Raw genomic sequence first — 24,579 nt, forward strand, 5'->3', positions numbered from 1 at the left:
TTTATTTAACGCTTGGCTTCTCTTTGTATTCGTCGCTGATGTTCACCCTTAAACGCTTCATTGGCGCAAGTTCTGATTCGTAAACACGTTTTTCACCGTCACCAGCTGCTGTTTCCACATCCCTGATATCGCGTACTAAGCGCTGCAACCCTTGTGGCTCAACAGATGCAGCGTGATCAGACCCCCACATGGCACGGTCGAGCGTAAAGTGACGTTCAACAAATGTCGCACCCATAGCCACAGCACCTACTGTAGTTGCCAGGCCTGTTTCGTGGCCCGAATAACCGATTGGGATGCCCGGATATTTGTTCTCAAGCGTTTGGATCATTTTAAGATTAAGCTCCTGCGGAGGACATGGATAAGCCGAAGTTGAGTGAGCGATAAACAAGGGATAGTTTTCATCAAAGGCATTGATATAATCCATAGTGGTTTCAATCTCTTTCATGGTTGACATACCGGTTGAAAGCATCAAAGGTTTGCCGGTTTCCAAAATCCGTTGGATCAGGGCAAAATCTGTTAATGATGCCGATGCTAATTTGTACAGGATGGTATCAAATTGCTCCATAAAATCAACAGATGGCGCATCCCAGGCAGATACGAACCAATCGATACCTACTTTTTTGCAATATTGGTCGATGGTTGCATATTCGGCTATGCCAAATTCGGTTTTACGTTTGTAATCGATATAGGTGATCCGGCCCCATGGGGTATCACGCACAATCTCCCACTGATCGCGCGGTACGCAAATTTCGGGTGTACGTTTTTGAAATTTAACAGCATCAGCTTTCGCAGCTACAGCTTCGTCAATTAATTTTTTGCAGGTTTCAAGCGAACCATTATGGTTGATCCCAATTTCGGCAATGATATAGCTTGGCTGGCCTTTGCCAATTACACGGCCATTTTGCAAAGCGATACTACCGTTCCTGGTGCCTGATAGATATTTATCACTTTTAGCTTCAATAATTAGCTCTGCAAATTCGCGGAAACAACCATCGCCACCATTTAATGAACTTACAAAATCTACCTGGGCTTTAACACGCGGTAAGGCATCGGCAGGCGAAGCGGTTAGACCGGCCAGCTTCATTACCTCCAGATCGTTATAATCATCTCCGATAAAGGCAACCTCGTTAGGTTGTAGATCTAATCGGCTGCAGATTTCTTTGAAAATAGTGGCTTTATCTTTTATACCTACATGAAGTTCGGCGATCTGTAATTTCTCAGCTCTTTTAATTAATGACGGTGAGTTTTCGCCGGTAAGGATCCCTGTATTTACACCAGCAAATTTGCGAAGGCGCTCAACCCCCATACCATCGCGCATGCTAAATTTTTTTAAAAGCTCGCCGTCGTGATTGTAATATACGCCGGCATCTGTTAAAACCCCGTCATTGTCGGTTAGCAATAGTTTAATGCCGGCCGCCTTTTGTTTCAAAATCTCGTTCATAATAGTTGGTTTAAATTAAATAGCTGTCCATCCTCCGTCAACAACCAGGTTAGCGCCGGTCATATAAGCCGATGCCTCGCTGGCCAGGAATATAAGCGCGCCCTGATAGTCTGACGCTTGGGCCATGCGCCCTAATAAAGTTTTTGCTGAATAGTTGCCAATGAAATCTTCGGCTTGTCCGGCTTCAACGCCGCCCGGAGAAAGGGTATTTACCCTCACGCCGGTATGGCCCCAATAGGCTGCTAAAAAGCGGGTGAAATTGATGATAGCCCCCTTAGTAACCGGGTATGCTGCCGACTTGTAAAAAGTTTGCTGCCCGCGCGAATCGCGGTAAATGCTTTGATCCGGCCCTACCATACCATAGGTTGATGCTATGTTGATGATGCTTCCACTGCGGTGCAGGGCCATTTGTGTACCAAATACCTGCGAGCATAAAAACACGCCGGTGATATTTACGTTAAGCGATTGCTGGAAAGCCTCTAACGGATAGTTTTCAAACGCCGATAGCTCCTTGGCCATGGCCGGATTCTCGAATTTATCGTTAATGGCGGCGTTGTTCACCAATATATCAACAGCGTCATATTTATCAAGCGTTGCGTTGAGCGCGTCAATTAAGGATTCCTTGCTGGTTACGTCAACACCCAGGCCCAGGTGCATATCGCCCAGTTGTGCGGCAAATGCCCTGGTTGCTTCGGCGTTTATGTCGGCTACTATTACATTTGCACCTGCTGCTGCAAGGGCCTCGCAATGTTTACGGCCTATCAAACCTAAAGCGCCCGTTACTACGGCGGTTTTCCCTTTTAATGAAAACAGATCCATAATTAGGCTATGCTTTTAGGTTTGATGTTGTAATTGCTCACCTTACGGAAAACGGCCTCTAACACTTCACCTTTCAGCTGATCTTTGATATTACCTCTTTCGATAGCCGCCTTTAACAACGGTAACACATCACGGTAAGCCGCAAGGGTATAATCGATATCTTCGGTGGTGTGGCTGTAGCACATGTTGTGGAAGCCGGCCCAAAGTACACCGCGTTTTATCATTTCCTGCTGCATGAAAGTTTTCACTTCCAGGCCGTTGCCGGCATCAGGGGTAAAGGTTACCATGCTGCGGCAGTTAAAACCAACGCAGCGTGTGTATTTATCAACGCCCAATTCAATGGCAAGACTGTTATAGCCATCTTTTAAGAGCGCACCATGCTCGTCAAGATATTGAGGTACTTTTTTATCGCGAAGCTCATTGATGGTAGCGATGCAAGCCGCTAATGATAAAGCCTCGCCGCCAAAGGTTGTATAGCTGAATACTTCAGAGTTGAACAACTCCATCACGTCGGCGCGGCCTGTTAACAATGCTATTGGCATACCGTTGGCACATGCTTTTGAAAATACGGCTAAATCAGCTTTAACATCGAAATATTCCTGTGCGCCGCCAACGGCTACACGGAAACCAGTCCACATTTCATCGAAAATAAGCAGGGTGCCATTAGCTTTACAAACTTCGGCAAGTTCCTGCAGATAGCCTGGTTTTGGTGCCTCAAAAATGAAGGGCTCCAGTATCAGCGCTGCTACAGTTTCATCCAAAGCAGCTTTAACTGATTCAATGTCGTTATATTCAAAAGTGTAAGTTAAATCCTGGATAGCTTCAGGTACGCCGGAGTTACGGCTGGTTATGCCGATATACCAGTCATGCCAGCCATGATAACCACAGCAAAATACTTTATCCCTGCCGGTAAACGCACGTGCTACACGGATAGCAGCAGAACATACATCGGCACCTGTTTTAGAGATTTTTACTGCTTCGGCATTCGGCACAACCTGTTGTACCAGTTCAGAAAGTTCAACTTCCAAAGGGTGCATCAATGAAAAGGTGATACCATCGTTCAATTGCTGCCGAATAGCTTCGTCAACTGCAGGGTAAGCATAACCCAAAGAGATTGGGCCTATGGCCGAGTTTAAATCGATGTATTCGTTGCAGTCAACATCCCATACGTGCGATCCTTTACCTTTTACAAGGTATTTTGGAGCCACGCCTTTGGTAAATTGCCCCGGGCCTTTAGCCAGGGTTTGCGTAACAGGTTTCTGAACTTTTAAAGCGCGTTCGTATAATTTATCCGATTCGGTGATGTCGGGATAATTGTTGTTAAGCTCAATTTTATTAGCCATGATCGATATTTTTATTCTGAAAATTCAGGTGTTAAAATTTGTGGTTGGTTGTGGGCAGTTTGGTAACCCAGTATTTTTTCGGCAATCTGTTTGCCTGTAAAACCTTCGTGCTCCAATACAGATGGAAGCAGTGTCGGTCTGAACCATTTTTCGTTCAAAGCCATAGGTAGTACGTTACCTGTGGTACGGTGTTTTAATAAAACTTCGGCTACAATGGTGTAAAGACCGCCGGTTAAAAAATGGTCTTCAAGCGTAACTACCAGTTTGCTTTGTGCCGATGCTTTCAATATAGCCTGCTCATCAACAGGTTTAAGGCTGCGCATGTTGATCAAACCAACAGAAAGGCCTTCGCTTTTCAGCATTTCAACGGCAATCAGTGCTTGCTCAAATAATAGGCCGTAGGTTAAGATGGTTACGTCGCTGCCTTCGGCTATCACTTCGGCTTTGCCTGGGGTAAAAGGTTCGTGTAAGTAAGTGGTTTTGCGTGTGTTGATGCGTGTGTATGCCGGGCTTTTGCTTTCCCAGATCTGTGGCAGCATTTTTACAAGATCATCTTCATCGGCAGGGGCGAAAACGGTTACGTTGGGGATGCCGCGCATGATTGAAATATCTTCGATGGCCTGGTGGGTGGGGCCGTTGCCGTCTGATAAAAAACCGGGGATGAACGAGCTTAGCTTGACCGGCAAATTGGCAATGCCAACATCGGTACGTACAAACTCAAATGCGCGCATGGTTAAAAAAGCGGCAAGCGCATGTACCACGGGGGTGCGGCCACGCAGGGCAAGGCCCGCTGCTGCACCGATCATGGTTTGCTCGGTAATACCCGTATCAATAAAACGTTTGCCTAATATGCCCGGCAGGTTACGTACCAATGCACGGTTTTCGGCGGTCATTACAATCACCTGCTCGTTGGCAAGGGCTGTTTGGGTTAAAAGTTCTTCGTAACTCATCTTATCGCACCACTAAAGTTTCTGATGTTAATGTTGTTTGATGTTCGCCATGCAGCTCCAGTAAAAGTTGCTGAATCTCATCTGCATTGAAATTGCAAAACCACCTATCGGCGCGTTCCTGTATACTTGGCAGGCCTTTGCCGCGTACGGTATCGGCAATAATTACATTGAGTTTGCCGGTTTGAAAAGGGAAAGCACCAAATGCTTCATCAAGCTCGGTAAAGCTGTGGCCGTTTATTCTTTTAACTGCCGCGCCAAAGGCTTCAAATTTATCGGCAAGCGGCTCCAGCGGAATCAGGTCTTCGGTACGCATATTGGCCTGAAAATGGTTACGGTCAACCACGAACAGCAGGTTATCCAGTTTATAAGCATTGGCTACCAGCATGGCCTCCCAGCAGGAGCCTTCATTCAGTTCGCCATCTCCTAAAATGCAAACAACTTTGTTTGTGCCGCCGCTGATCTTCAGGTCCAAAGCAACACCAATGGCTACCGATGGCAAATGCCCCAACGAGCCTGAGTGAAACTCGATACCCGGAATTTTGGTGTTTGGGTGCCAGTAAATATGGTCATTAAGTAGCAGGTGGTTTTTTAAACGTTCTCTTTCCAATAAGCCCAGTTCGGCAAAAGTGCCGTACAAGGCAGGCACATCATGGCCTTTTGACAAAAAAAGGTAATCGCGGTTTGGATCATCAAGATTATCCTTGTTAATGTTTAAAAAGCGACTATATAAATAAACGATCAGATCGACCGCCGATAGCGATGCACCTGTAAAACACCCGCCATCGGTAGACATGCGGATGATGTGCTCCCGTACCTTCAGAGCGGTGTCTGTTAATCCCTGGTAATTGTTGTTCTCCACTGTTATCATTCGCTTGTTATAATTCCTGTAAGTTTTTTGTGGGTGCCTGTTTGGTTTGGGCAGATGTAATGGTTTTTAACTCATCTACATGGTGCCGATACCAGTTTACCCCGGCATATTGTGCATTGATGTTATAGATCTCGGATTTTTGATTGAGCAGGTTAAGGATATCATCGCACGAGAAATTATTGTTATCTGCATATAATTCGCGGAATACACGCTCTATGAAATAATAGTCTTCTGCGTAGTCAATTGTAAAGCGATGCGACATAGAATAATCCAAACCGGCAGGCCAGGTTACATTGCCAACCCTGAACAGTTGCGGGTTTTCCCAGATATAAGGAGTAGTATGCTCCAGTTCCAACTCGCGCGTTGCACCTTCCCATGTTTTGGTAAGGCATTCCATGGTCATGATCTCCACATCATTGCCATCAGGATAAGTTGCCGGGTGGAGGTTGCTTACAAAATCGAAATCGTTGCGGTTGGCAAAAAAGTAATTCAATACATGATCAACGATGCGCGGATCAATCAGCGGACAATCAGAGGGGATCTTTAATACAACATCCGCATTATGCAATTTCGCGGCCTGATAATGGCGGTCGAGCAGGTTATTCAGGCTGCCACGATAATAAGGGACACCTATGTTGATAGCTTCGTTGATGATGATATCATCATCCGGCGTTTCGGATGTGGCAATGATTACTTCTGCCTCATGGCTGATCATTTGAAGCCGCTCAATCATCCGGGCTAGCAGGCTTTTACCCAATATAGGCAACATTACTTTGCCAGGTAGCCGGCTTGAAGCCATGCGAGCTTGTACTACTATTAATATCTTTTCTTTCACGGTAAAATGATTACCAGTTAGCTATTAGTTCTTCGGTTAACCGGGCCTCCTGCTGGCTAACCTGGTATTTTTCCATAGCAAATTCCGGATCAAAGCTTTCCTTATCGCCATTATGGTTTAAATAACCGCGGCAAATAGCAGCTATATTTCTTGCTGATACACCATTGTTTTGGATAGGCGCAAGCCTTTTAAGCTCATTGACATCAAAAAGCGAATGGACCTTTTTGCCTAAGGCGATACCTGTATAAACTACGGTTGAGTATTGGGTAATAAGCTCGCAGCAATTGGCTATCATATGGTTGGTATTGCCATGCCTGTATACCAATGTACCGGCCGGGGTATTAGCGTAGATTTCCTTTTCGGCCCGTTCAAAGTTTTCATTAGGATGAAGTTTGAAGAGCAGCGGGCGGCCATTGGCAATTCTTACCGCCTTTTTAATAAAGGCAATCCTGTTTTCAATGCGGAATGTTTCGCGCATATCGGTAGTGGCTACCATTACATAGTTATGATGCGGAAAATCATTATTTACGTGTTGAACCAGGTTGTCATAATTAGGCATACCGGTTACCACAATTTTGCGTTCATCGGTACCCTTGTCCATAAAGTACTGTTTATAACCTTCTGATGCCGCACAGTAAACATCACAGATGTTTGAAGACCCGTTTAACGAGGTATTGCCACATAGCGTAGGAGGAAGTTTCAGACTTCTGATAACGCTGCTCCAGGGAGTGTAACGATCAATCATACCTTCCTGCACCCAGATAGTTTTGGTGTTAAGCATACGTTGAGGCACAATCAGGTCGGTGCAATAAACCACAAGCTCATATTTGTGCTTTTTGGCCTGAAAGTCTATCTGTAGATTGTTGTCTTTTAGATACCCTTCAGCGAGAATCCTGAATTTGGTAGATAGCACCGTGCCGCTAAGCAGGGTTGTTTTATTAATGATAGTATTTAAAGTAGTGTTATCAGTAAACAACTGGCTAAACCAGCAGTCAAATTCAGGCAGCTCCTTAGCTATCTGATGCATTTGCGTGGTTTGATTAATTGAACCGGTAATGAATAATATTTTCTTCATCCTTTTTATCTCAATCAGCAATTGCGTTTAGATTCAATGATTAATAATTTTATCATTTTAATTTTAAATTACGAGGCAGAGCAAAGGGCAACGCCTTATAATTTGATAAATGTAGGGGGGCTATTTTTAGATAATGCGAAGTCTGCGTTATCAAATTATTAAGCAGGATGTTGGAGTGTATTATTTATTAACAAATAATGTATGTTGTTAATAAAGTGCCGGTATTGATTGGGATAACCCGTTTAATATAAGTTCGTTGTCGGGTTTGGGTTCTGCTTGTATTTATTTGTAGCAGCGTTTTAAACCATCACCTTAAATATAATAAGAATGGCAGTGACAAACAAAATGATCATCCCACCGAGAAAAAAATAATCGGCTGAGGTTTCGAGATGACCGCCGGGCTTAATATTGCCCCTGATTGAAAGGAACGATAAGATACAGCTGAGCATAAAGAAAACCAAGGCTATAGTTACTGTTTCATCAATATACGTCCGTTCGGAAAGTTTCAGGAATTTTAATGAGGTAAGCACCACAAAACATAAGCCCAGTAAATTTGATGCAGCATTAAGGATGTGTGGCGATTTATCGTTACGTGACATATATAAACAGGAGTAAGGTAAAACTAACAAAATCTATAAAAACCGGCAGAGGATAATGACAAATGTTATCGGTCAATATCAACAATCTAATAACATAACCTCCGGCCGGATGTGTAAAATAATCGCAGATTGTTTATTTTTATCGCAACATTGAGATACAAATAGGCGATGATTAATAAAGCTATTATTGAGTTATTTAAGAATATACCTGATAAATAACGATATATCGTCATTTTTTTTACGTTGTTGCTTGCTAAGTTGCTGTGATATAAGATATTGTGTGTTTGGTATGCATGTTGCAAGTAATTCATTGTATTTAACTCCCTGCATCTTAAACACATTACCTCATGACAAAAAAGATACTTGTTTTTTTATTCCTTACGGGTTCGGCTGTGTACGCCAATGCGCAGGCCATAGCACCATCGGCCTGGCAAAAATTTCCGGATAGTACCGTTGTAAGTGTTCACGCGTCATATGATGATGTAACTGGTATCCACCGTTGGCTGTTCGGCGAAAATTATCGTAAGGATTGGGCCATGAAAGTGAAGCTTCCGGTTATAAAAATATCGCAAATAAATGGCGGGCTAACACCTATTAAACAGGGTGGCGGAATGGAATCAAAGTCGTTACGTTTGGAAGATAAAACCGGCCGCGAATGGGTACTACGCAGTGTTGAAAAAACACCGGATAAGCTGTTGCCCGAAAATTTGCAAGGTACCTTTGCTGTTGATTGGGTTGGCGACGAGTTTAGTGGCCAGCATCCGTATTCGGCCTTGATCGTGCCGCCTCTCGCTGAAGCAGCGCGCGTGCCGCATGCTAACCCGGTTATAGGTGTTGTGGCCGAAGATCCCGCACTTGGACAATATAGTAAGTTGTTTGTTGGTACCGTATGTTTGATAGAGGAAAGGGAGCCCGTTGGTTCGTCGGATAATACCCTTAAAATGGAAGGGCAGCTGCTTAAAAGCTACGATAACAGGCTGGATGGAGAAGGCTTTTTGCGTGCCCGCATGCTTGATCTTTTAATGGGCGACTGGGACAGGCACGAAGATCAATGGCGCTGGGCTGATACTAAAAATGGTAAAGGTAAAACCTATGTTGCTATACCCCGGGATCGTGACCAGGTATTTCATGTTACACAGGGCGTGTTTCCGAGTATTGCTGCATTGCCCTGGATTGATCCCTTATTGGAAGATTTTACCGGGGATATTCCGCATGTGAAATATTCTCTTTTCAAAACAAGGTTCATGAAACAGTACCCGGATGCGCAAATAAGCTATGAACGGTGGATGCAGATTGCCAATGAATTTGTTAAAGCCGAAACTGATGCCGTGCTTGAAGAAAGCTTAAAACGCCTGCCCGCAGAAAGTTATAAATTAAGGCGTAATGAGCTGCTTGCTATATTAAAACAACGCCGGGATAATATCCCGGCAGCAATGAGTGAGTATTATAAATTCACTAACCGGATAGTGGATATCCGTGCTACCGATAAAGGCGAACTGATCACTATTGCCGATGCGCCGGACAGAGCTATGCGAATAACTATTAATAAACTGAACAAGGATGGTGAAACCAAAGATCAGTTTATGGATATGGTGTATAAACCCGAAATTACTAAAGAAATAAGATTGTATGCGTCTGCCGGAGATGACCGTATTGTTATTAATAATGCCAACTCGCCTATTAAGTTAAGATTGATTGATAGTGTAGGCAGCAAAACTGTTGAGGTTAAGCAGTCGGCACAAACAGTGAAATTTTACGGACGGAGAGATAGTACCAATTTTACAGGGGATGTGGGCAAGTTAAACAACCATCTTTCAAACGACACTTTAAACACCCGGTTTTTACCAACTAACTTATATAACGTATGGATGCCGTTGGCAACAGCTGCATTAAATAAGGATGATGGTTTTTTACTCGGTTTGGGTTTTCAATATACCGGGCACGATGGATTCAGGAAGTTGCCTTATTCAACCTTGCAGCAGGTAATGATAACCCATTCATTTGCTACGGATGCTTTTAGGATCAAATACCGCGGTGAGTGGATAGATGCCGTAGGTAAAGCTGATTTTACCATGCAAGCCAACATCCAGTCGCCGGATAATACCGTGAACTTTTTTGGTCTTGGTAATGAAAGCCCTTTAAATAAATTTCAGGGTTATCGTACTTACTATCGTACCCGGTATGATATTTACCAGTTTGATCCGGCTTTACGGTGGCATACGGGCAAAAACAGCGATATCAGCATAGGGCCCTCATTTCAGTTTTACCACCTTGACCTCCATGACAATGCCGGGCGGTTTATTAATCAAACATCGCTCATCAACTCTTACGATAGCTTAACAGTTGGAAAAGATAAGGCTCACCTTGGCGCATTGATTAATTATACCACAAATCAGCGCGATAATAATATCCTGCCCACAAAGGGGTACTATTTTACTGTAACGGTGCAAGGGTATGAAGGGCTTAACAGTTACTCCAAATCATTTGTGCAGATCAGGCCGGAGTTTACGTATTATCAAAAGCTAACCCCCGGAGGTGCCATTGTATTATCTGATCGTGTTGGCGGTGGTGTAAGTTTTGGTAACCCTGCTTTTTACCAGTCTATGTTTTTAGGCGGGCAGGGTAACTTGCTTGGCTATCTGCAAAACCGGTTTGCGGGTAAGCACATGGTATTTAATAATTTTCAGGGACGGGTTAAACTTGCAGACATTGCCAGTTACATTATACCCGGTCAGTTAGGTTTGGTAGGCTTTTATGATGCCGGCCGCGTTTGGATTAAGGATGAACACTCAGATAAGTGGCATACCGGTACGGGCGGCGGGTTATATTTTGCGCCGGCAAGTTTAACAGTATTGCAGTTGCTGGCGGGTCATTCAAGCGAAGGCTGGTATCCTTATATATCACTTAACTTTAGGTTGTGATTAACCTTTGCGAAAACCAGCATAAAGTATAAAGAAAGAGCCAGATCAGAAAGGTTTTGGCTTTTTTTTGTTAGTATTTGATTTTGAGTTTGTTATATGGTTGGTTTGCCTGGCTGTATGAATGTTAGAAGAATTAAGAGGCCTTTATGCCAAGCACTAAACAGGCTTGAAATATATTTCTTTATAATTCCTAATTCTTAAGTTATTGATCTGAGCAGCTTTCCTGAATGCCCCGTAATTAATAGAAGATCATTTTTGCTACGAAGCCGGGATGAACAAGATTTGCTTATCTCGGCTTTTTTTAGTTCACTATTTCAATTGAAGAGTAACTGCTAAAAGCGGACTGATAAATTCGTTTGAGTAGTATCGGTATCTTAATGGAGCTCCATAATATCACTGTATTAATTATTGGTTAATTTAAACTTATTTTTGCTTTCTTTTTAAATAACTTTTGTGCGATTTTTCATTTATATATCTTAATTTGAAATAAAATTTAAAAATAATTAATATTAAAACCTCTCAACCTAAACAATTTGAATAATTACGGCGTATAAAACCCAACCTGATTTTTGTTATGGCGGGTGCAAAACTATTTTATACCCTGAAGTGATTTTGCAAATAGAAGCTTTAACAACCTCGTCATTTGTGGATTTGATTTGTAAGGCATTGTGGGAGGTTCATGAACAACCGTTTATTAATATTATTATTCCTGTTATTCTCATTCAAAGCGAAAGCGCAAAACTGCACTTTGAGCGCTAATATTTCGGCATCATCAACAACTATCTGTTCGGGCAGCTCGGTGGTGTTAAAAGCTACCGCGACTGCTGGTATAGCTCCTTATACTTATTTATGGAGTACCGGCGAAACCGGTCCTGCTATCAGCGTAAATAAATCAGGTACTTATAAAGTAACTGTTACTGATAAAACTGCCGGGTGCAAGGGCGTTACAAAGAGCATAACAATTGCTGATGCTAATACACCGGCCGCACCAACAGCTAAAAATGTAGTAGTTTGTCAAAATAGTGAGGCAACGCTTAACGCCACAGGGCCGGGGGGTGATTATCAATGGTTTGATGCGGACGGTAATTTTTTGGCAAATTCGAGTACATTTACCACCCCTCCGGTAATATCATCGACTACTTATTATGTACAAACCACAGTCGCCGGCTGCACAAGTCCCCGAACGGCGGTCGCGGTATATATTACCGGTAAGCCTGAAGTTACGGGAGCTGCTGTGTGTGTGGGCGGGGTTGCAACGTTATCAGCAAGCGGCGGGCAAAGCTATAGCTGGTATGCATCGGCGGCCGGAGGAGCTGTCTTGGGAACCGGGCCGTCGTTTGTTACCCCATCATTATCTAAAACTACCACCTATTATGTTGTTGCTGTAATTAATGGCTGTACCAGCGTTCCCACAGCTGTTGTCGCTAAAGTTAATCCCCCACCCGCTACGCCGGTAACTTCAAATGATAATATTTGTTCCGGCTCAGTGGCAACTTTACACGCCGATGCGTCTGCAGGTTTTTTTCAATGGTTTGATGTGCCAACAGGAGGTGTCCCACTTATTTCGAGTCCTGATTATACAACGCCGGTATTAACTGCCAACAAAACTTATTATGTGCAAACAGTACTTAATGATTGTGTTAGCCCGCGCGTACCAGTAACTGTATCTGTTAACCCGATACCGGCAGCACCGGCATCTCAAACCACTACCATTTGTTATAATTCAGCAGCTACATTAACGGCTGCTGAGAACCCTGCAGGGACATATGCCTGGTATGATGCGCCAACAGGCGGGAGGTTATTGATGCCGGGTTTGCAATTTATTACGCCCGCATTAACTAAAACAACTACATATTATATCGAAAATACTACTGTTGCCGGCTGTAAAAGTGACCGTGCACCGGTAAAGGTGATTGTTAGGCCCTTTGTAGCGGCCCCTATAGCGGCGGGAGCCGTGGTTTGTTCAGGTTCGGTAGCTTCATTAACAGTAACATCTGCGAGTAATGATAGTTATCAGTGGTTTGATGCACCGATGGGCGGGAAGCTTCTATCATCTCGGGCGGGATATACAACTCCGGCATTGACATCAAGTACAACTTATTATGTGCAAGCCACTCTTGATGGATGTACCAGCGCCAGGACAGCTGTGTCGGTTACGGTTATTCCTCCGGTAACGGCTCCCCAGGTGCCTGCTACCTCTGTTTGTTACAACGGGTCGGCGGTGCTTATTGCGACCGGAACCGGTACGGGTTTTACCTGGTATGACAGCGCTGTAGGGGGCACAATTTTATCGTCAGGATCAACATATGTCACTCCAAATTTAACTGAGGCAACAACTTATTATGTTGAAAGTTCATCAAATGGTTGCGTTAGCAAGCGTACTGCGGTTACGGTAAAGGTAAATCTGCAGCCATCACCCCCAATTGCCGAAAATGTATCGGTATGCTCGGGCTCATCAGCAAAGATTACAGCCAAGGGCAATGGGGAAATTCTGTGGTTTGCTACCTCTGATTCCGGGGACCCTTTGTTTATCGGAAACACATTTAATACCCCGGTTATGTCCGAAAAAACAACTTATTATTTACAAAGCAGGGTTGGCGATTGTGTAAGCAATCGCGTGCCGGTAACGGTTTCAATCAATGTTGCTGAAGAGGTGCGGTTTGTTTATACGTCGGGTACCTATAGTCCTCAAAGCCCTAACCCTAAGCCTGTCATCAATAATCCATCGGGCGGTATTTTCAGCGTATCGCCGGCAGGTTTGGTATTTGTCGATAACCATACCGGTGAGATAAATGTCAGGGCGAGTACGCCGGGTAAATATGTCATTACTTTAACAGGTAGTGGCCCATGTTCGTCAGCCTATAGTGCCGGGGTTGAAATTACTTCCATATTTAATTCAAAGTTTACCTATGGAGGGCCGTTTTGTCAATATGAAACCAACCCTAAGCCAACGTTTTCGGCAAATGCAAGTGCGGGTACATTTTCGGCATCGCCTTTAGGTTTAACTTTTGTGAGTACAGCAACTGGTGAAATTAATTTGAGTAAAACAACCCCGGGAACATATGAAGTTACCAATACCATCTATAATCCCGACGGAACCGTAGGCAGTGCAGTCAGCACAAAGGTAACAATAGTGTCTGGTGCGAGGATAGACGCCGGTCCCGATCAGGCCATACAAGCTGGCGAAACCGCCCAGTTGGCTGGCAGCATAGGCAATGTAAAAGGGGGGAAATGGTCAGGTGGGCTGGGCAAATTTGCTGATGCGACAGATTTGAATACTACATATACCCCGGCTGCCGGTGAAAAACAGGTAATACTCACTTTAACCTCAAATGACCCGGGCAGTTGCGGACCGGGGATTGACAGAGTTGTAATTAATATTGGCTCCACTGTGCGGGCGCCAACAGTATCGGGCACGACTACATGTTTGGGTAGTATAGCTACTGTATCAGCTACGGCGCCTGACGGAATATATCGCTGGTATAGTGCAGCCGAAGACGGTACGTTGTTATCTACCGGGCCTAATTTTATCACCCCTCCGCTCACTCAAACAACCACGTATTATGTAAATACAACATCCAATGGTATTACAAGCAGCATGACTGCGGTTACAGTATCGGTTACTGAGCCGCCACCTGCTCCTGTAGTTAAAAGTGTGCCAGCTTGCGAAGGCAGCAATACTACGTTAACCGCCAGCGGTTCAAAGGGTACATATCAATGGTATGACGCTCCGGTCGGTGGCTCTTTGCTTTCAATTAATGATAGCTATGTAACACCGGGTTTGATAGCCAATACCAGTTACTATGTGCAGGCTGTTGTGGATGGGTGTGTAAGTATGCGCACTAAAGTTGATATAACGGTTACCCCTTTGCCGGTTATTACCAGTGGTTCTGCCGATAATATATGCAGCGGCATAGCCCAAAATTATTCAATAACAGCCGATTCCCCTGGTACTACGTTTTTATGGTCACGTGCGGCCGTGAAGGGGATTAGCAATGTCGCCGTTTCAGCTGAAACATCTGCTCAAATAACCGAAACATTGATTAACACCACGAGCGATCCTGTTGATGTTACTTATGTAATAACACCTGTATCTGCTAAAGGTTGTTCGGGTACGCCATTTAGTTATGTGGTAACGGTTTATCCATCCCCACAGGTTACAAGTGCCCCAACCAGTACATTATGTAACAAAACAACTGATAATTATGCCATCACTTTTAATATTCCGGGCACCGGCTTCAGTTGGTCGAGGAGCGCGGTTTCGGGCGTTAGTAATCAGTCTGTATCAGGGCAAATGGCCGGGTTAATCCGCGAAGTATTGTTTAATACTACTAATGCGCCCGTTGATGTTACCTACGTATATAATTATAAAACCAGCAACTGTTCGGGGACACCTTTTAAATGGGTTGTTACCGTTAACCCATCAGTTATCATTACCAGTAAAACATCAGATGCAACCTGCAGCGGTGAGCCGCTTGGTTATACCATAACTTCAAATGTTCCCTCGGCAACATTTACGTGGAGCAGAGCCGCTGTGGCCGGAATTAGTAATGCGGCAGTGGTGAATAAAACTGGTAATAAGATTGACGAGGCGTTGATTAACAAAGGAGCATCAACTGTAAATGTAACCTACATTATTACGCCAACCGCTTTTGGATGTAATGGCGCGCGGTTTGCCTATGTGGTAAAAGTTAAACCCGAAATACCACTGCCCGATATCAGAACAAATTCGCCGGTGTGCGTAAACAGTACTATTAAACTGAATGTGCCGACTACCCCGAATGCTGTTTATACCTGGACAGGACCCAATGGTTTTAAATCCTTGTTACAAAATCCCGAAATCAAAAACGTTACCTCAGATATGGCCGGCACTTATTCCTTGTATGTTACAGTTAATGGTTGCAGCAGTCTGGTAGCATCCAAAGAGGTTGCGGTGAACAAACTGCCAACTTCTGATGCGGGTGTAAATATACTGGCTTGTGTTACCGATCAGTATGTTCAACTGGCTGGCAAGATAGGCGGCGGCGCAAAAACCGGAGTATGGACAAAGAAAGATGCCAATCCGGGCCAGTTTTTGCCATCTGGTAATGAGTTAAATGCAAGGTATGAGCCAACTGCTGAGGAGAAGGCCGCCGGGTCGGTAACGTTGGTATTGTCATCTACCAGTAAAGACAATTGTAGCATTGCCACTTCCGAAATGACTATAACTTTTGGTAAAACATCTGGAACCGATGCCGGCACCGATCTGGAAGTTTGCGCAAAGCGCGACCCTATTAAGCTGGATGGAAATATCCTGATACCAGGCGGCGGCAAGTGGACAAGCTCCGGTACAGGTACACTGCTTTACGCGGAGAATGCCCAGGGAGCCGTATATACTCCTTCTGAAGAGGATGTAAAAAATCGTTCAGTAAAGCTTACGCTTACTGCAAACACGCCAGGACAATGTTATACAGCCAGCGATGATATGGTGATTAAATTTATACCGCCGCCAGTTGTTGATGCAGGCGGAATAAGATATGTATTGAAAAGGCACACCATCACCTTAACGCCAACTATAAGCGATGACAATGTACATTACTTGTGGCTGCCAAACGTAGGCTTAAGTAATAACGAAATAAAAGAACCGGTGGTAACGGGCGATGCAGATATTGTTTATACACTTTATATAACGGATGTTCGTGGTTGCGTTAACCAAAGCCAAACTATCGTTAAAGTTTCACCTGATATTATTGCGCCAAATACGTTTACGCCCAATGGCGATGGATTTAATGATTATTGGGAGGTGAAAGGCCTGGTTGCTTATGAAAGTTCGACAGTAGATGTGTTTAACAGGTATGGCCAGAGATTATACCATTCGATGGGTTATGGCGTGCCCTGGGATGGTAATTTTAACGGACAGCAGTTGCCGGCAGGTACCTATTTTTATATTATCGATCTTAAGATGGGCAAGCCGCCGTTATCGGGTTCTGTAACTATCCTCAGATAGGCTGGCACGGAAGAAAATCAAAAAAATTGCAACGTTTTTTTAGAAGACGCGTCATATTCTTAAACACGCGATCATGAAAAGACTAATTTTCTCACTTATGGCTTCGTTACTAACGGTTTCGATAGCCTTTAATGCTTCCGCACAAACTGTAACCCGCAATGTATCCGGTTATAACGGTATTGCCTGTGGCGGCCCGTTTAACGTATTTATTAAAATTGATGGAACCGAAAGCCTGAAACTTGATGTTGATGCCAATGTAGTTGATGATATTAAAACTGAAGTAGAAAACGGCATATTAAAAGTTGAATTTAAAGATCACTGGAAAAACCACCGCAACATTCAGCGCGCTAATATTTACATTACAGCCAAAAGCCTCAGGTACCTTGCTAACAGCGGTTCCGGAAACACAACTGTTGATGGTACTATAACTGGCGAGAATGCCAAAATTGCATTAAGCGGTTCGGGGAATATCAAAACTGCTGTTAAATCAGGTACGCTGGATCTGAGGATCAGCGGATCTGGCTCTATTGATGTCAAAGGCAGCACAGGCATGGCCGATTGCCACATCTCGGGCTCAGGCGAGATTAACGGCAAATCATTAACAACAGAAACTGTTGAAGCTTCAATTGCCGGTTCGGGCAACGTTAGTTTAATTGCCAGTAAAACTGTTTCGGCCCGTATTTCGGGTTCCGGAAGTGTTGTATATTCGGGCACGGCGACAATTGGCGAAACACGGTATGCTGGCTCAGGCAGGGTAAGTAAAGCTGACTAATAAACTGCTATTAAAATATTGAAAAGACTGCGCTATTTGGGCAGTCTTTTTTTTGTTATTGATGTAGCGAACTACTGATAAGTATCGTAATGTTAATTAAAACCTTCACTTTATGATTAAGCCTGTATTGATATTTAAGAATTTAACTGTTTGCCTGTTGCTATCGGTTTTGTTTTCTCTTGGCGCCTGTAAAAAAGACAAGGCGCAGCAACCTGTCCAAAAAAATACATCTCTTTTTGGCCAGTGGTATATTCCGGTTAAAGAGGGGGAACAGGCGCGTTATTTAGTATTCTCGTCGGATAGTACTTTTGTTTTGGCCGATGTAACTTATACAAATGGTAATTCTACAACGGTTCAGTACACCGGGAAATTTCATACTAAAGGAGATGGATTAAACATTGTTATCGCAAAAAAAACGGTAAGTGAAGGTAGTAATGTTATCAGTACCGAGCCTTCTAACGCTCAATTTTATACCAATTCGGCATTTGTTGTCGACAATTATAAATTGACCATAAACTATAAAGACAATATCGGAGCGGCTGTGAAAAGCATTTTTTCGATGGTACTTCAGGATAAAGTTATTTGATTTAGTTTGTTTTAGGCATCCTGAGAGGGGTGCTTTTTTGTTTATACCTTATTAATTTCGCCGGCCACACGTTGAGCCGAGCGGATACAAGACTCCATACCTCTGCTTAAAATATCAAGATAAGTACCGGCGAAATATCAATTCACATAGCCGGGGTAAATCCTTTGCGCCGGCTTTTCAGTTTAATTGCCTGGTATATCATAATTATGATAAATAATACCAGTAAAATTAAAAGCCCTGTTTTTACTACGGGCGAATCGGGCCCATCGGCCAATGGTTGTTCAACAGGGAGCCTTGTAAGCGTTTCAACTACCGCGGGCACCAACGAAAAGAATAAGGTGGCCGTCATGCCTAAAGTTTGCACATAATCTGCCTTACTGCCAAAAACGCGCAATGACGGAGCATAGTAAACAACAGGCAATAATATCAAAATAAGAAAAGACAGGTTATGCGCGCTGCTTAGGTGCCCTGTTTTCATGACCAGGAATGATGTTAAGCAGGCCAGCACAGTAAAAATGCCGTAAAGCCTGCCGTTTTTTGTTTTGGGGGCAATTTTTCCATCCTGAAATAAGGCTATAAAACCAACGGCAACTCCCACAAGGCTTATTGCAGTATGGATAATTCCGAACGTTGATAGATGATTTGGCATAAAAAGTGATTTTAAGGTTAATGATATTATTAAAGTGATTGGCATATGAAGATCAATACCAATGCCTATTTTTTATATTATTGATAATGAGGATTTTGTGTTTGTTGCTGACTTTGAGATGACGAAATATCGTAACGAATTGCCATTACTAACGGAATATAGTAATTGTCAGTTACTTAATAGTAATGCAAACTAACATGCCGGTTTTAGGGTTAGTTAAAATAGTTGTATATAAATGAAAAGCAAATGTTGAGCATTTATTATAAGATCTGGGTTGACGCCATAACGCAAGAAAGGGCAAAGAAGGGGACAGATGGTAATTGGAAGGCATTTACAATTATTCCAATATCACTAATTCAGGGCGTTAACCTGCTAACCTTCTTATTTATTCTCCGCTCTTTTACTGATATCCCTATCCTTTTTACAATAGACCTAACAAGAGATAAGGCTATAAATGCCTTCATTGCCGGTTTGCTTGTATTTTTTATTCCCTTTGTGATATTGAATTATCTGCTCATTTTTTACAATGACCGCTATAATAAGCTGATGAACCTATATCCAAGTCGCGGCAGCAAAATTTACCGTAATTATGTGTTGATTAGCCTGGGGATTATTGTGGTACCTTTTGTGCTTAAACTGATTTTTTAGCATATGATAAAAGAGATTGAGATCAGAAAGGGCCTTATACGCTTATGATCTGGTTTTTAATAGCAAAAAGCACCATACCCGTTCTTGACTTAAGCCCGAATTTTTGAAACAGTGATTCACGGTAGTTATCAATAGTATGAGGGCTCAGGTTCATTTCATCGGCAATTTGCCTGTAGGTTAGCTCTGAACAGCTTAGTTTCAGAAATGTAAGTTCGTTAGAGGTAAGCTCTTTGGATTTATCGGCAGCTGCATTTTTATTTTGCATGGTATAAAGCAATTTGCCGCTTACCAGTTCATTAAGGTAGTAACCATGCTTCTGGATAGTTTGCATCGCATACACTACATCCCTGATCTTCGAATCCTTAAGCATGTAACCAACCGCCCCGTTCTTAAGCATGTTGATGATCGGTTTATCCTCGTCAGACATGCTTAGCGCCAATACTTTTACCGTTGGGTGGTTTTCCCGTAGCCAGGCGGTTGCTTTATAACCATCCATCACAGGCATGGTAATGTCCATCAAAACAATATCAGGCAAGGATGACTTTTTAAGTTTACTGATCATATCCTCCCCGTTTTCAGCATCGAAAAGAATTTCAACCTCTTTAAAGTCTTCGAGCAGGCTAATCATGCCCTGCCTGAACAAAGTGTGGTTATCGATAATGGCAATTTGTATAGGCGCGGCCGATGTAGAAGTTTGCATTAATTAAAGGTTATATCTGTTAACCGGTGTTAACTATAATGCAAAGTATGAAAAATAATGAACTTCTATTTCATTTTATTATCTGTTTTGAACTAAAAAAAGGGCGATTTCACCCTTTCTAATTTTTAGTGCTTAAACGAAATTTGAGATATAAAGGCCCCCCGGTTTAATATTTGTACCCCTGAATGAAATATGCTTATGACCATTAAAAGCGTAAGGATGTAGAAATTACTTCGAACGTTTATAAACCTAACTGAAGAGGAGCCTAAACCTTTTTACTTAATTATTTTAATATTGATGTTTAACCCATTGTAAAAGCCGTCGGCTTTTACAATGGGTTATCCTATTTTTACAGCCGCCTGTCTTCTTGCCTGATGGGTAAGTCATTGATACTGGCATAGCGTTTTTGCATAAGCCCGTTTTCGTCAAACTCCCAGTTCTCGTTACCGTAAGCGCGAAACCATTCTCCTTGGGCGTTATGGTATTCATATTCAAACCTTACAGCAATGCGGTTATCTGTAAAGGCCCAGAGTTCTTTTTTTAGCTTATAGTCAAGTTCCTTTTGCCATTTGCGGGTTAAAAATGCAACAACCTGTTCGCGGCCGTTCACAAATTCTGAGCGGTTGCGCCATTCGGTATCAATGGTATATGCTAATGAAACCCGTGCCGGGTCCTGGCTGTTCCAGGCATCTTCGGCCAATTGTACTTTTTGGGTGGCAGTTTCAAAATTAAATGGGGGGAGTGGCAGCCTCTGTTCCATGATGGTAATAATCTAATTTGATTCACCAAAGTTAAAAGGATCCATGTTCGTTTTGTGGTACTATTTACGGTTCCTTTGGTATTAACTATTCTTTTTTTAACTTAGATTAAGCCTCACAACCAATTTATTACCGGTTTAATCATGAAAGCCAAAACTGCAAAAACAGCCATCCTTGCCGATTCTGAAGGTGTAGATGCATATATGCAAAAGCTTGATCATCTACTAAAGGAAGTATTAGAGGCTTTAAGAAAAATCATCCTAAGTGTTGACGATGAAATTGGCGAACACATCAAATGGAATGCACCAAGCTTTTTGTATACCGGAGAGATGAAACCTTTTGATCCCCAAAAGTATAAAAGATACCTGATTGTTTCAAACGTTTACCAAACAGATTGTATCAGGCTGGTATTCCTTTCCGGCGCCAAGATCAATGATGCCTCGGGTTTGCTTTCCGGCGATTATGCAGATGGCAGGCGCCTGGCATTTTTTTATAGTATGGATGAGGTTGTGGTGAAAGAAAATGCATTAAAAAGCGCGGTTAAAACATGGTTGGCACTGTTGGATAAATAGCAAACACGCACTATGATTAAATTTATTCAGCATATAAAGGATTTTAACATTGAAGCTGTTAAGGCGATGATCAGGAAAGATCCCAGATGGCTTGCCTGGACTGAAGACGATGGTAAAAACGCGCTCCATTATTTATGCGCTGTTGAGATTGTGAAGAAGCCGGATAAGGCTGAAGATAGTTTAACGATACTCGAATTATTATTGACCGGCGGTATGAATATCAATTCAATCCACCGGATAAAAGAAGAATGCGGTTTCTTCCCGGCCACACCGCTTTGGTATGCTTATACCCGTGGACGAAACGCGCTGTTATACAAGTACCTGCTGGCAAATGGGGCAGACCCGGAACATTGTATGTATGCCATAACCTGGTATAATGATGCTGAAGCAGCTGAACTGTTTAAAAGCTACGGCGCACAAATTGATAGTAGTGCGGGTAATGATACGCCATTTATGGCTGCTTACAATTGGAAACGCTTTGAAGTGGCCAGGTGGTTTTTAAAGAATGGCGCCAATGTGAATTTTGCTGATAAGGATGGAAATACGACACTTTTTCATGCTGTGAAACGAAAGTACAAACTTGACCAGATCAGGCTATTACTGCAATATGGCGCTGACTTTAATATCAAGAATAAGGATGGCCTATCTGCCAAGAAATTGGCAGAACAAAATAACCAGAAGGGCGTTTTAAAGCTGTTTGCCTGTTAAATATTTTTTACATAGAGACGCGTAATTGCGTCTTTCAATATGCAAATAGCACATGATTTGCTGCTGAATGTTTGTTCTAAAGGAGGTGCTGTGCCGTTACGCCGTGTTTTGATTTTAGTGAATTTGAAATGGCTAAACCTGACGAATTGATAAAGCAATTTCTTCAGCATGAAGTTTTATTAACCAAAAGGTCTCGTCCCAAAAAAGGTTACAGATTTTGAGATAATCCTGTTATGTATTTACGGTATGACATAATATTAATATGACTCCGTATGGTGCCTCCTAGTCTACGTGTAAACATCACCATTTTAGTATTCGCAATCTGCCCATTTTATTTAATTTTGCCGAATGGATTTTATTATTGAAGCAGCCGTAAAAGCAGTTAAACAACTATACCAAACTGATATTGAACCGGCTGCCGTTAGCATACAGGAAACTCGTAAAGAGTTTGAAGGACAAGTAACCATAGTAACCTTCCCGTTCACCAAATTTTCGCGCAAAGGCCCGGAACAAACCGGCACCGAAATAGGGGAGTACCTCAAAAACGAATTGAAGGAAGTTGCTTCTTTTAATGTGATCAAAGGCTTTTTGAACCTTTCAATAACCGACGAATACTGGATTAGCCAGTTATATAATAATATTATTGCCGATGACTTCGCGGCAGCAAAACCTAACGGACAAAAGGTGATGGTTGAGTATTCATCGCCCAATACCAATAAACCGCTGCACCTTGGCCATATCCGTAACAACCTGTTGGGTTATTCGGTTGCTGAGATCCTGGCAGCCGATGGCTATGAGGTGATCAAAACCAACCTGGTTAATGACCGCGGAATCCATATCTGTAAATCCATGCTGGCCTGGCAAAAGTTCGGTAACGGCGAAACTCCCGAATCATCTGGTATGAAAGGCGATCATTTGGTAGGCAAGTATTATGTGCTGTTTGATAAGGAACTGAGAGAGCAGCTTAAACCTGTTCTGAACGATGTTTATGAAAAGCATGATCTTTCGGTGTTTAAAGAAAATCAGAAAACGAAGATTGAAGATTCGTTAGCTACCATAGTTAAGGTAAAGGATAAACTTGCTCAAACCGATGCAGTAAATCAAAAGCTGATCGGCGAACTGAATGAGAAAATTGCAGGCGAAGAAGATAAGATCAAAGAGATAGCCAAAAATGCCACTCCTATCATGATCGAAACCCAGCAGATGCTGCAAAAATGGGAAGCCGGTGATGAAGAGGTAATGAATCTTTGGCGCACCATGAACGGCTGGGTGTACGCCGGTTTTGCTGAAACTTACAAGCAACTGGGTGTTGACTTTGATAAATACTACTACGAGTCTAACACATACCTTTTAGGTAAAGATATTATTGAAGAAGGCCTTGCAAAAGGCGTATTCTTTAAAAAAGCAGATAACTCGGTTTGGATAGACCTTACGTCAGACGGTCTTGACGAAAAACTGGTGCTTCGTGGAGATGGTACATCGGTTTACATTACCCAGGATATGGGTACCGCACAGTTAAAGTATAACGATTACAACATGGATAAATCAATCTATGTGGTAGGTAACGAGCAGGATTATCACTTCAAAGTACTGTTCCTGATATTGCAGAAATTGGGTAAAACAGGTGCAGATGGATTGTTTCATCTATCATATGGTATGGTTGATCTTCCATCTGGCAAAATGAAATCGCGCGAGGGCACAGTAGTTGATGCTGATGACTTGATGGCCGAGATGGAAGCAACCGCCAAAGAGCAAACCGAAGCCATGGGCAAGGTTGATGCGTTTAACGAAGAAGATAAGATTGCATTATATCATACCATTGGTATGGGCGCACTTAAATACTTCCTGTTAAAAGTCGATCCAAAAAAACGTTTGCTGTTTGATCCTAACGAATCGGTAGATTTCCAGGGACATACCGGACCGTTTATTCAATATACCCACGCCCGGATTAAGTCGGTATTAAGCAGGGCTGATTATCAGGTTGGAATTAAACCGACTGTAACTGAACTGGCAGGCGTTGAACGCGATTTAATTGTATTACTTGATAAATACCCTGAAACAGTTAAAGAAGCTGCAAAAGGTTATAGCCCGGCTGTTATCGCCAATTATGTATATGAGCTTGCTAAAACATATAACAAGTTCTATCATGAAAAGTCGATCTTACAGGCTGAAGATGAGGATTCAAAACAATTCCGTCTGGCCTTATCGGCATCATCAGCCAAGGTGATCAGCAAAGGGATGAAACTTTTAGGTATTGAAGTGCCGGAAAGGATGTAAAGCCCCCTACCCCCCTAAGGGGGGAACAAGAGCGGTTAAAAGAAAAAGCCTTTAGCAGAAAAAAAATGCTAA

The 24,579-nt window shown here is 42.8% G+C and carries 19 protein-coding genes; 8 read left to right on the forward strand and 11 right to left on the reverse strand.

Annotation, left to right across the window (positions count from 1 at the left end; all coding sequences use genetic code 11):
* Nucleotide 1: 1 nt before the first annotated feature.
* The 8 genes from ABIC84_RS01720 to ABIC84_RS01755 all read right to left on the reverse strand — a co-directional run bounded on the left by ABIC84_RS01720 (nt 2) and on the right by ABIC84_RS01755 (nt 7,930).
* The gene (locus ABIC84_RS01720; RefSeq protein WP_426586716.1) at nt 2–1,441 is read right to left on the reverse strand and encodes an N-acetylneuraminate synthase family protein; all 1,440 of its coding nucleotides are present in this window, start codon (nt 1,439–1,441) and stop codon (nt 2–4) included.
* Nucleotides 1,442–1,456: 15 nt separating this feature from the next.
* A complete protein-coding gene (locus ABIC84_RS01725) occupies nt 1,457–2,260 on the reverse strand; it encodes an SDR family oxidoreductase (RefSeq protein ID WP_426586718.1) in 804 nt (267 codons plus the stop codon).
* Nucleotides 2,261–2,262: 2 nt separating this feature from the next.
* On the reverse strand, nt 2,263–3,603 hold the full coding sequence (locus ABIC84_RS01730; RefSeq protein ID WP_429262482.1) for an aminotransferase class III-fold pyridoxal phosphate-dependent enzyme: 1,341 nt from the start codon (nt 3,601–3,603) through the stop codon (nt 2,263–2,265).
* An 11-nt stretch (nt 3,604–3,614) separates the two neighbouring features.
* A complete protein-coding gene (locus tag ABIC84_RS01735; RefSeq protein WP_429262483.1) occupies nt 3,615–4,553 on the reverse strand; it encodes a transketolase family protein in 939 nt (312 codons plus the stop codon).
* A gap of 1 nt (nt 4,554) precedes the next feature.
* Complete coding sequence (locus ABIC84_RS01740) at nt 4,555–5,421, reverse strand: transketolase (protein ID WP_429262484.1); 867 nt, start codon at nt 5,419–5,421, stop codon at nt 4,555–4,557.
* Between the two features lie 7 nt (nt 5,422–5,428).
* Nucleotides 5,429–6,256: a cytidylyltransferase domain-containing protein gene (locus ABIC84_RS01745; RefSeq protein WP_429262485.1), complete on the reverse strand. Its 828-nt coding sequence runs from the start codon at nt 6,254–6,256 to the stop codon at nt 5,429–5,431.
* A gap of 10 nt (nt 6,257–6,266) precedes the next feature.
* Nucleotides 6,267–7,331 (reverse strand): hypothetical protein, encoded by a 1,065-nt coding sequence (locus ABIC84_RS01750; RefSeq protein ID WP_429262486.1) that lies wholly within the window; start codon nt 7,329–7,331, stop codon nt 6,267–6,269.
* Nucleotides 7,332–7,630: 299 nt separating this feature from the next.
* A complete protein-coding gene (locus tag ABIC84_RS01755) occupies nt 7,631–7,930 on the reverse strand; it encodes a hypothetical protein (RefSeq protein ID WP_426586730.1) in 300 nt (99 codons plus the stop codon).
* A 347-nt stretch (nt 7,931–8,277) separates the two neighbouring features.
* On the opposite strand from ABIC84_RS01755, the gene ABIC84_RS01760 reads away from it, so the two are divergent.
* The 4 genes from ABIC84_RS01760 (at nt 8,278) to ABIC84_RS01775 (ending at nt 18,195) form a co-directional block, all read left to right on the forward strand.
* A complete protein-coding gene (locus tag ABIC84_RS01760; RefSeq protein WP_429262487.1) occupies nt 8,278–10,851 on the forward strand; it encodes a BamA/TamA family outer membrane protein in 2,574 nt (857 codons plus the stop codon).
* 679 nt (nt 10,852–11,530) lie between these two features.
* Nucleotides 11,531–16,837, forward strand: a complete 5,307-nt coding sequence (locus ABIC84_RS01765; protein WP_429262488.1) for a PKD-like domain-containing protein — start codon at nt 11,531–11,533, stop codon at nt 16,835–16,837.
* Between the two features lie 73 nt (nt 16,838–16,910).
* Nucleotides 16,911–17,609, forward strand: coding sequence for a head GIN domain-containing protein (locus ABIC84_RS01770; RefSeq protein ID WP_426586736.1), 699 nt, complete (start codon nt 16,911–16,913; stop codon nt 17,607–17,609).
* Between the two features lie 112 nt (nt 17,610–17,721).
* Nucleotides 17,722–18,195, forward strand: a complete 474-nt coding sequence (locus ABIC84_RS01775; RefSeq protein ID WP_426586738.1) for a hypothetical protein — start codon at nt 17,722–17,724, stop codon at nt 18,193–18,195.
* Nucleotides 18,196–18,337: 142 nt separating this feature from the next.
* Here the strand turns inward: ABIC84_RS01775 and ABIC84_RS01780 are convergent, their stop codons facing one another.
* Nucleotides 18,338–18,844 (reverse strand): hypothetical protein, encoded by a 507-nt coding sequence (locus ABIC84_RS01780; RefSeq protein ID WP_429262489.1) that lies wholly within the window; start codon nt 18,842–18,844, stop codon nt 18,338–18,340.
* Nucleotides 18,845–19,090: 246 nt separating this feature from the next.
* Between ABIC84_RS01780 and ABIC84_RS01785 the strand changes: the two genes are divergently transcribed.
* Nucleotides 19,091–19,492 carry a hypothetical protein gene (locus tag ABIC84_RS01785; RefSeq protein WP_426586741.1) on the forward strand — a complete coding sequence of 134 codons (402 nt, stop codon included), beginning with the start codon at nt 19,091–19,093 and terminating at the stop codon, nt 19,490–19,492.
* 34 nt (nt 19,493–19,526) lie between these two features.
* On the opposite strand, the gene ABIC84_RS01790 is transcribed toward ABIC84_RS01785, so the two are convergent.
* Complete coding sequence (locus ABIC84_RS01790) at nt 19,527–20,192, reverse strand: response regulator (RefSeq protein WP_426586742.1); 666 nt, start codon at nt 20,190–20,192, stop codon at nt 19,527–19,529.
* A 349-nt stretch (nt 20,193–20,541) separates the two neighbouring features.
* On the reverse strand, nt 20,542–20,952 hold the full coding sequence (locus ABIC84_RS01795; protein ID WP_426586743.1) for a DUF1348 family protein: 411 nt from the start codon (nt 20,950–20,952) through the stop codon (nt 20,542–20,544).
* Nucleotides 20,953–21,093: 141 nt separating this feature from the next.
* On the opposite strand from ABIC84_RS01795, the gene ABIC84_RS01800 reads away from it, so the two are divergent.
* The 3 genes from ABIC84_RS01800 (at nt 21,094) to argS (ending at nt 24,507) form a co-directional block, all read left to right on the forward strand.
* Nucleotides 21,094–21,522: a DUF1801 domain-containing protein gene (locus tag ABIC84_RS01800; RefSeq protein ID WP_429262490.1), complete on the forward strand. Its 429-nt coding sequence runs from the start codon at nt 21,094–21,096 to the stop codon at nt 21,520–21,522.
* A 12-nt stretch (nt 21,523–21,534) separates the two neighbouring features.
* A complete protein-coding gene (locus ABIC84_RS01805) occupies nt 21,535–22,230 on the forward strand; it encodes an ankyrin repeat domain-containing protein (RefSeq protein ID WP_429262491.1) in 696 nt (231 codons plus the stop codon).
* Between the two features lie 348 nt (nt 22,231–22,578).
* Nucleotides 22,579–24,507: an arginine--tRNA ligase gene (argS, locus tag ABIC84_RS01810; RefSeq protein ID WP_426586749.1), complete on the forward strand. Its 1,929-nt coding sequence runs from the start codon at nt 22,579–22,581 to the stop codon at nt 24,505–24,507.
* Nucleotides 24,508–24,579 lie beyond the last annotated feature (72 nt).

Source organism: Mucilaginibacter sp. 3215 (assembly GCF_050433785.1).
Lineage (GTDB): Bacteria > Bacteroidota > Bacteroidia > Sphingobacteriales > Sphingobacteriaceae > Mucilaginibacter.

What these genes read in the sequence shown, in the direction of transcription:
- ABIC84_RS01720 (WP_426586716.1), bottom strand. Translation starts at nt 1,441, where the DNA reads ATGAACGAGATTTTGAAACAAAAGGCGGCCGGCATTAAACTATTGCTA.
- ABIC84_RS01725 (WP_426586718.1), bottom strand. Translation starts at nt 2,260, where the DNA reads ATGGATCTGTTTTCATTAAAAGGGAAAACCGCCGTAGTAACGGGCGCT.
- ABIC84_RS01730 (WP_429262482.1), bottom strand. Translation starts at nt 3,603, where the DNA reads ATGGCTAATAAAATTGAGCTTAACAACAATTATCCCGACATCACCGAA.
- ABIC84_RS01735 (WP_429262483.1), bottom strand. Translation starts at nt 4,553, where the DNA reads ATGAGTTACGAAGAACTTTTAACCCAAACAGCCCTTGCCAACGAGCAG.
- ABIC84_RS01740 (WP_429262484.1), bottom strand. Translation starts at nt 5,421, where the DNA reads ATGATAACAGTGGAGAACAACAATTACCAGGGATTAACAGACACCGCT.
- ABIC84_RS01750 (WP_429262486.1), bottom strand. Translation starts at nt 7,331, where the DNA reads ATGAAGAAAATATTATTCATTACCGGTTCAATTAATCAAACCACGCAA.
- ABIC84_RS01755 (WP_426586730.1), bottom strand. Translation starts at nt 7,930, where the DNA reads ATGTCACGTAACGATAAATCGCCACACATCCTTAATGCTGCATCAAAT.
- ABIC84_RS01760 (WP_429262487.1), top strand. Translation starts at nt 8,278, where the DNA reads ATGACAAAAAAGATACTTGTTTTTTTATTCCTTACGGGTTCGGCTGTG.
- ABIC84_RS01765 (WP_429262488.1), top strand. Translation starts at nt 11,531, where the DNA reads ATGAACAACCGTTTATTAATATTATTATTCCTGTTATTCTCATTCAAA.
- ABIC84_RS01770 (WP_426586736.1), top strand. Translation starts at nt 16,911, where the DNA reads ATGAAAAGACTAATTTTCTCACTTATGGCTTCGTTACTAACGGTTTCG.
- ABIC84_RS01775 (WP_426586738.1), top strand. Translation starts at nt 17,722, where the DNA reads ATGATTAAGCCTGTATTGATATTTAAGAATTTAACTGTTTGCCTGTTG.
- ABIC84_RS01780 (WP_429262489.1), bottom strand. Translation starts at nt 18,844, where the DNA reads ATGCCAAATCATCTATCAACGTTCGGAATTATCCATACTGCAATAAGC.
- ABIC84_RS01785 (WP_426586741.1), top strand. Translation starts at nt 19,091, where the DNA reads ATGTTGAGCATTTATTATAAGATCTGGGTTGACGCCATAACGCAAGAA.
- ABIC84_RS01790 (WP_426586742.1), bottom strand. Translation starts at nt 20,192, where the DNA reads ATGCAAACTTCTACATCGGCCGCGCCTATACAAATTGCCATTATCGAT.
- ABIC84_RS01795 (WP_426586743.1), bottom strand. Translation starts at nt 20,952, where the DNA reads ATGGAACAGAGGCTGCCACTCCCCCCATTTAATTTTGAAACTGCCACC.
- ABIC84_RS01800 (WP_429262490.1), top strand. Translation starts at nt 21,094, where the DNA reads ATGAAAGCCAAAACTGCAAAAACAGCCATCCTTGCCGATTCTGAAGGT.
- ABIC84_RS01805 (WP_429262491.1), top strand. Translation starts at nt 21,535, where the DNA reads ATGATTAAATTTATTCAGCATATAAAGGATTTTAACATTGAAGCTGTT.
- argS (WP_426586749.1), top strand. Translation starts at nt 22,579, where the DNA reads ATGGATTTTATTATTGAAGCAGCCGTAAAAGCAGTTAAACAACTATAC.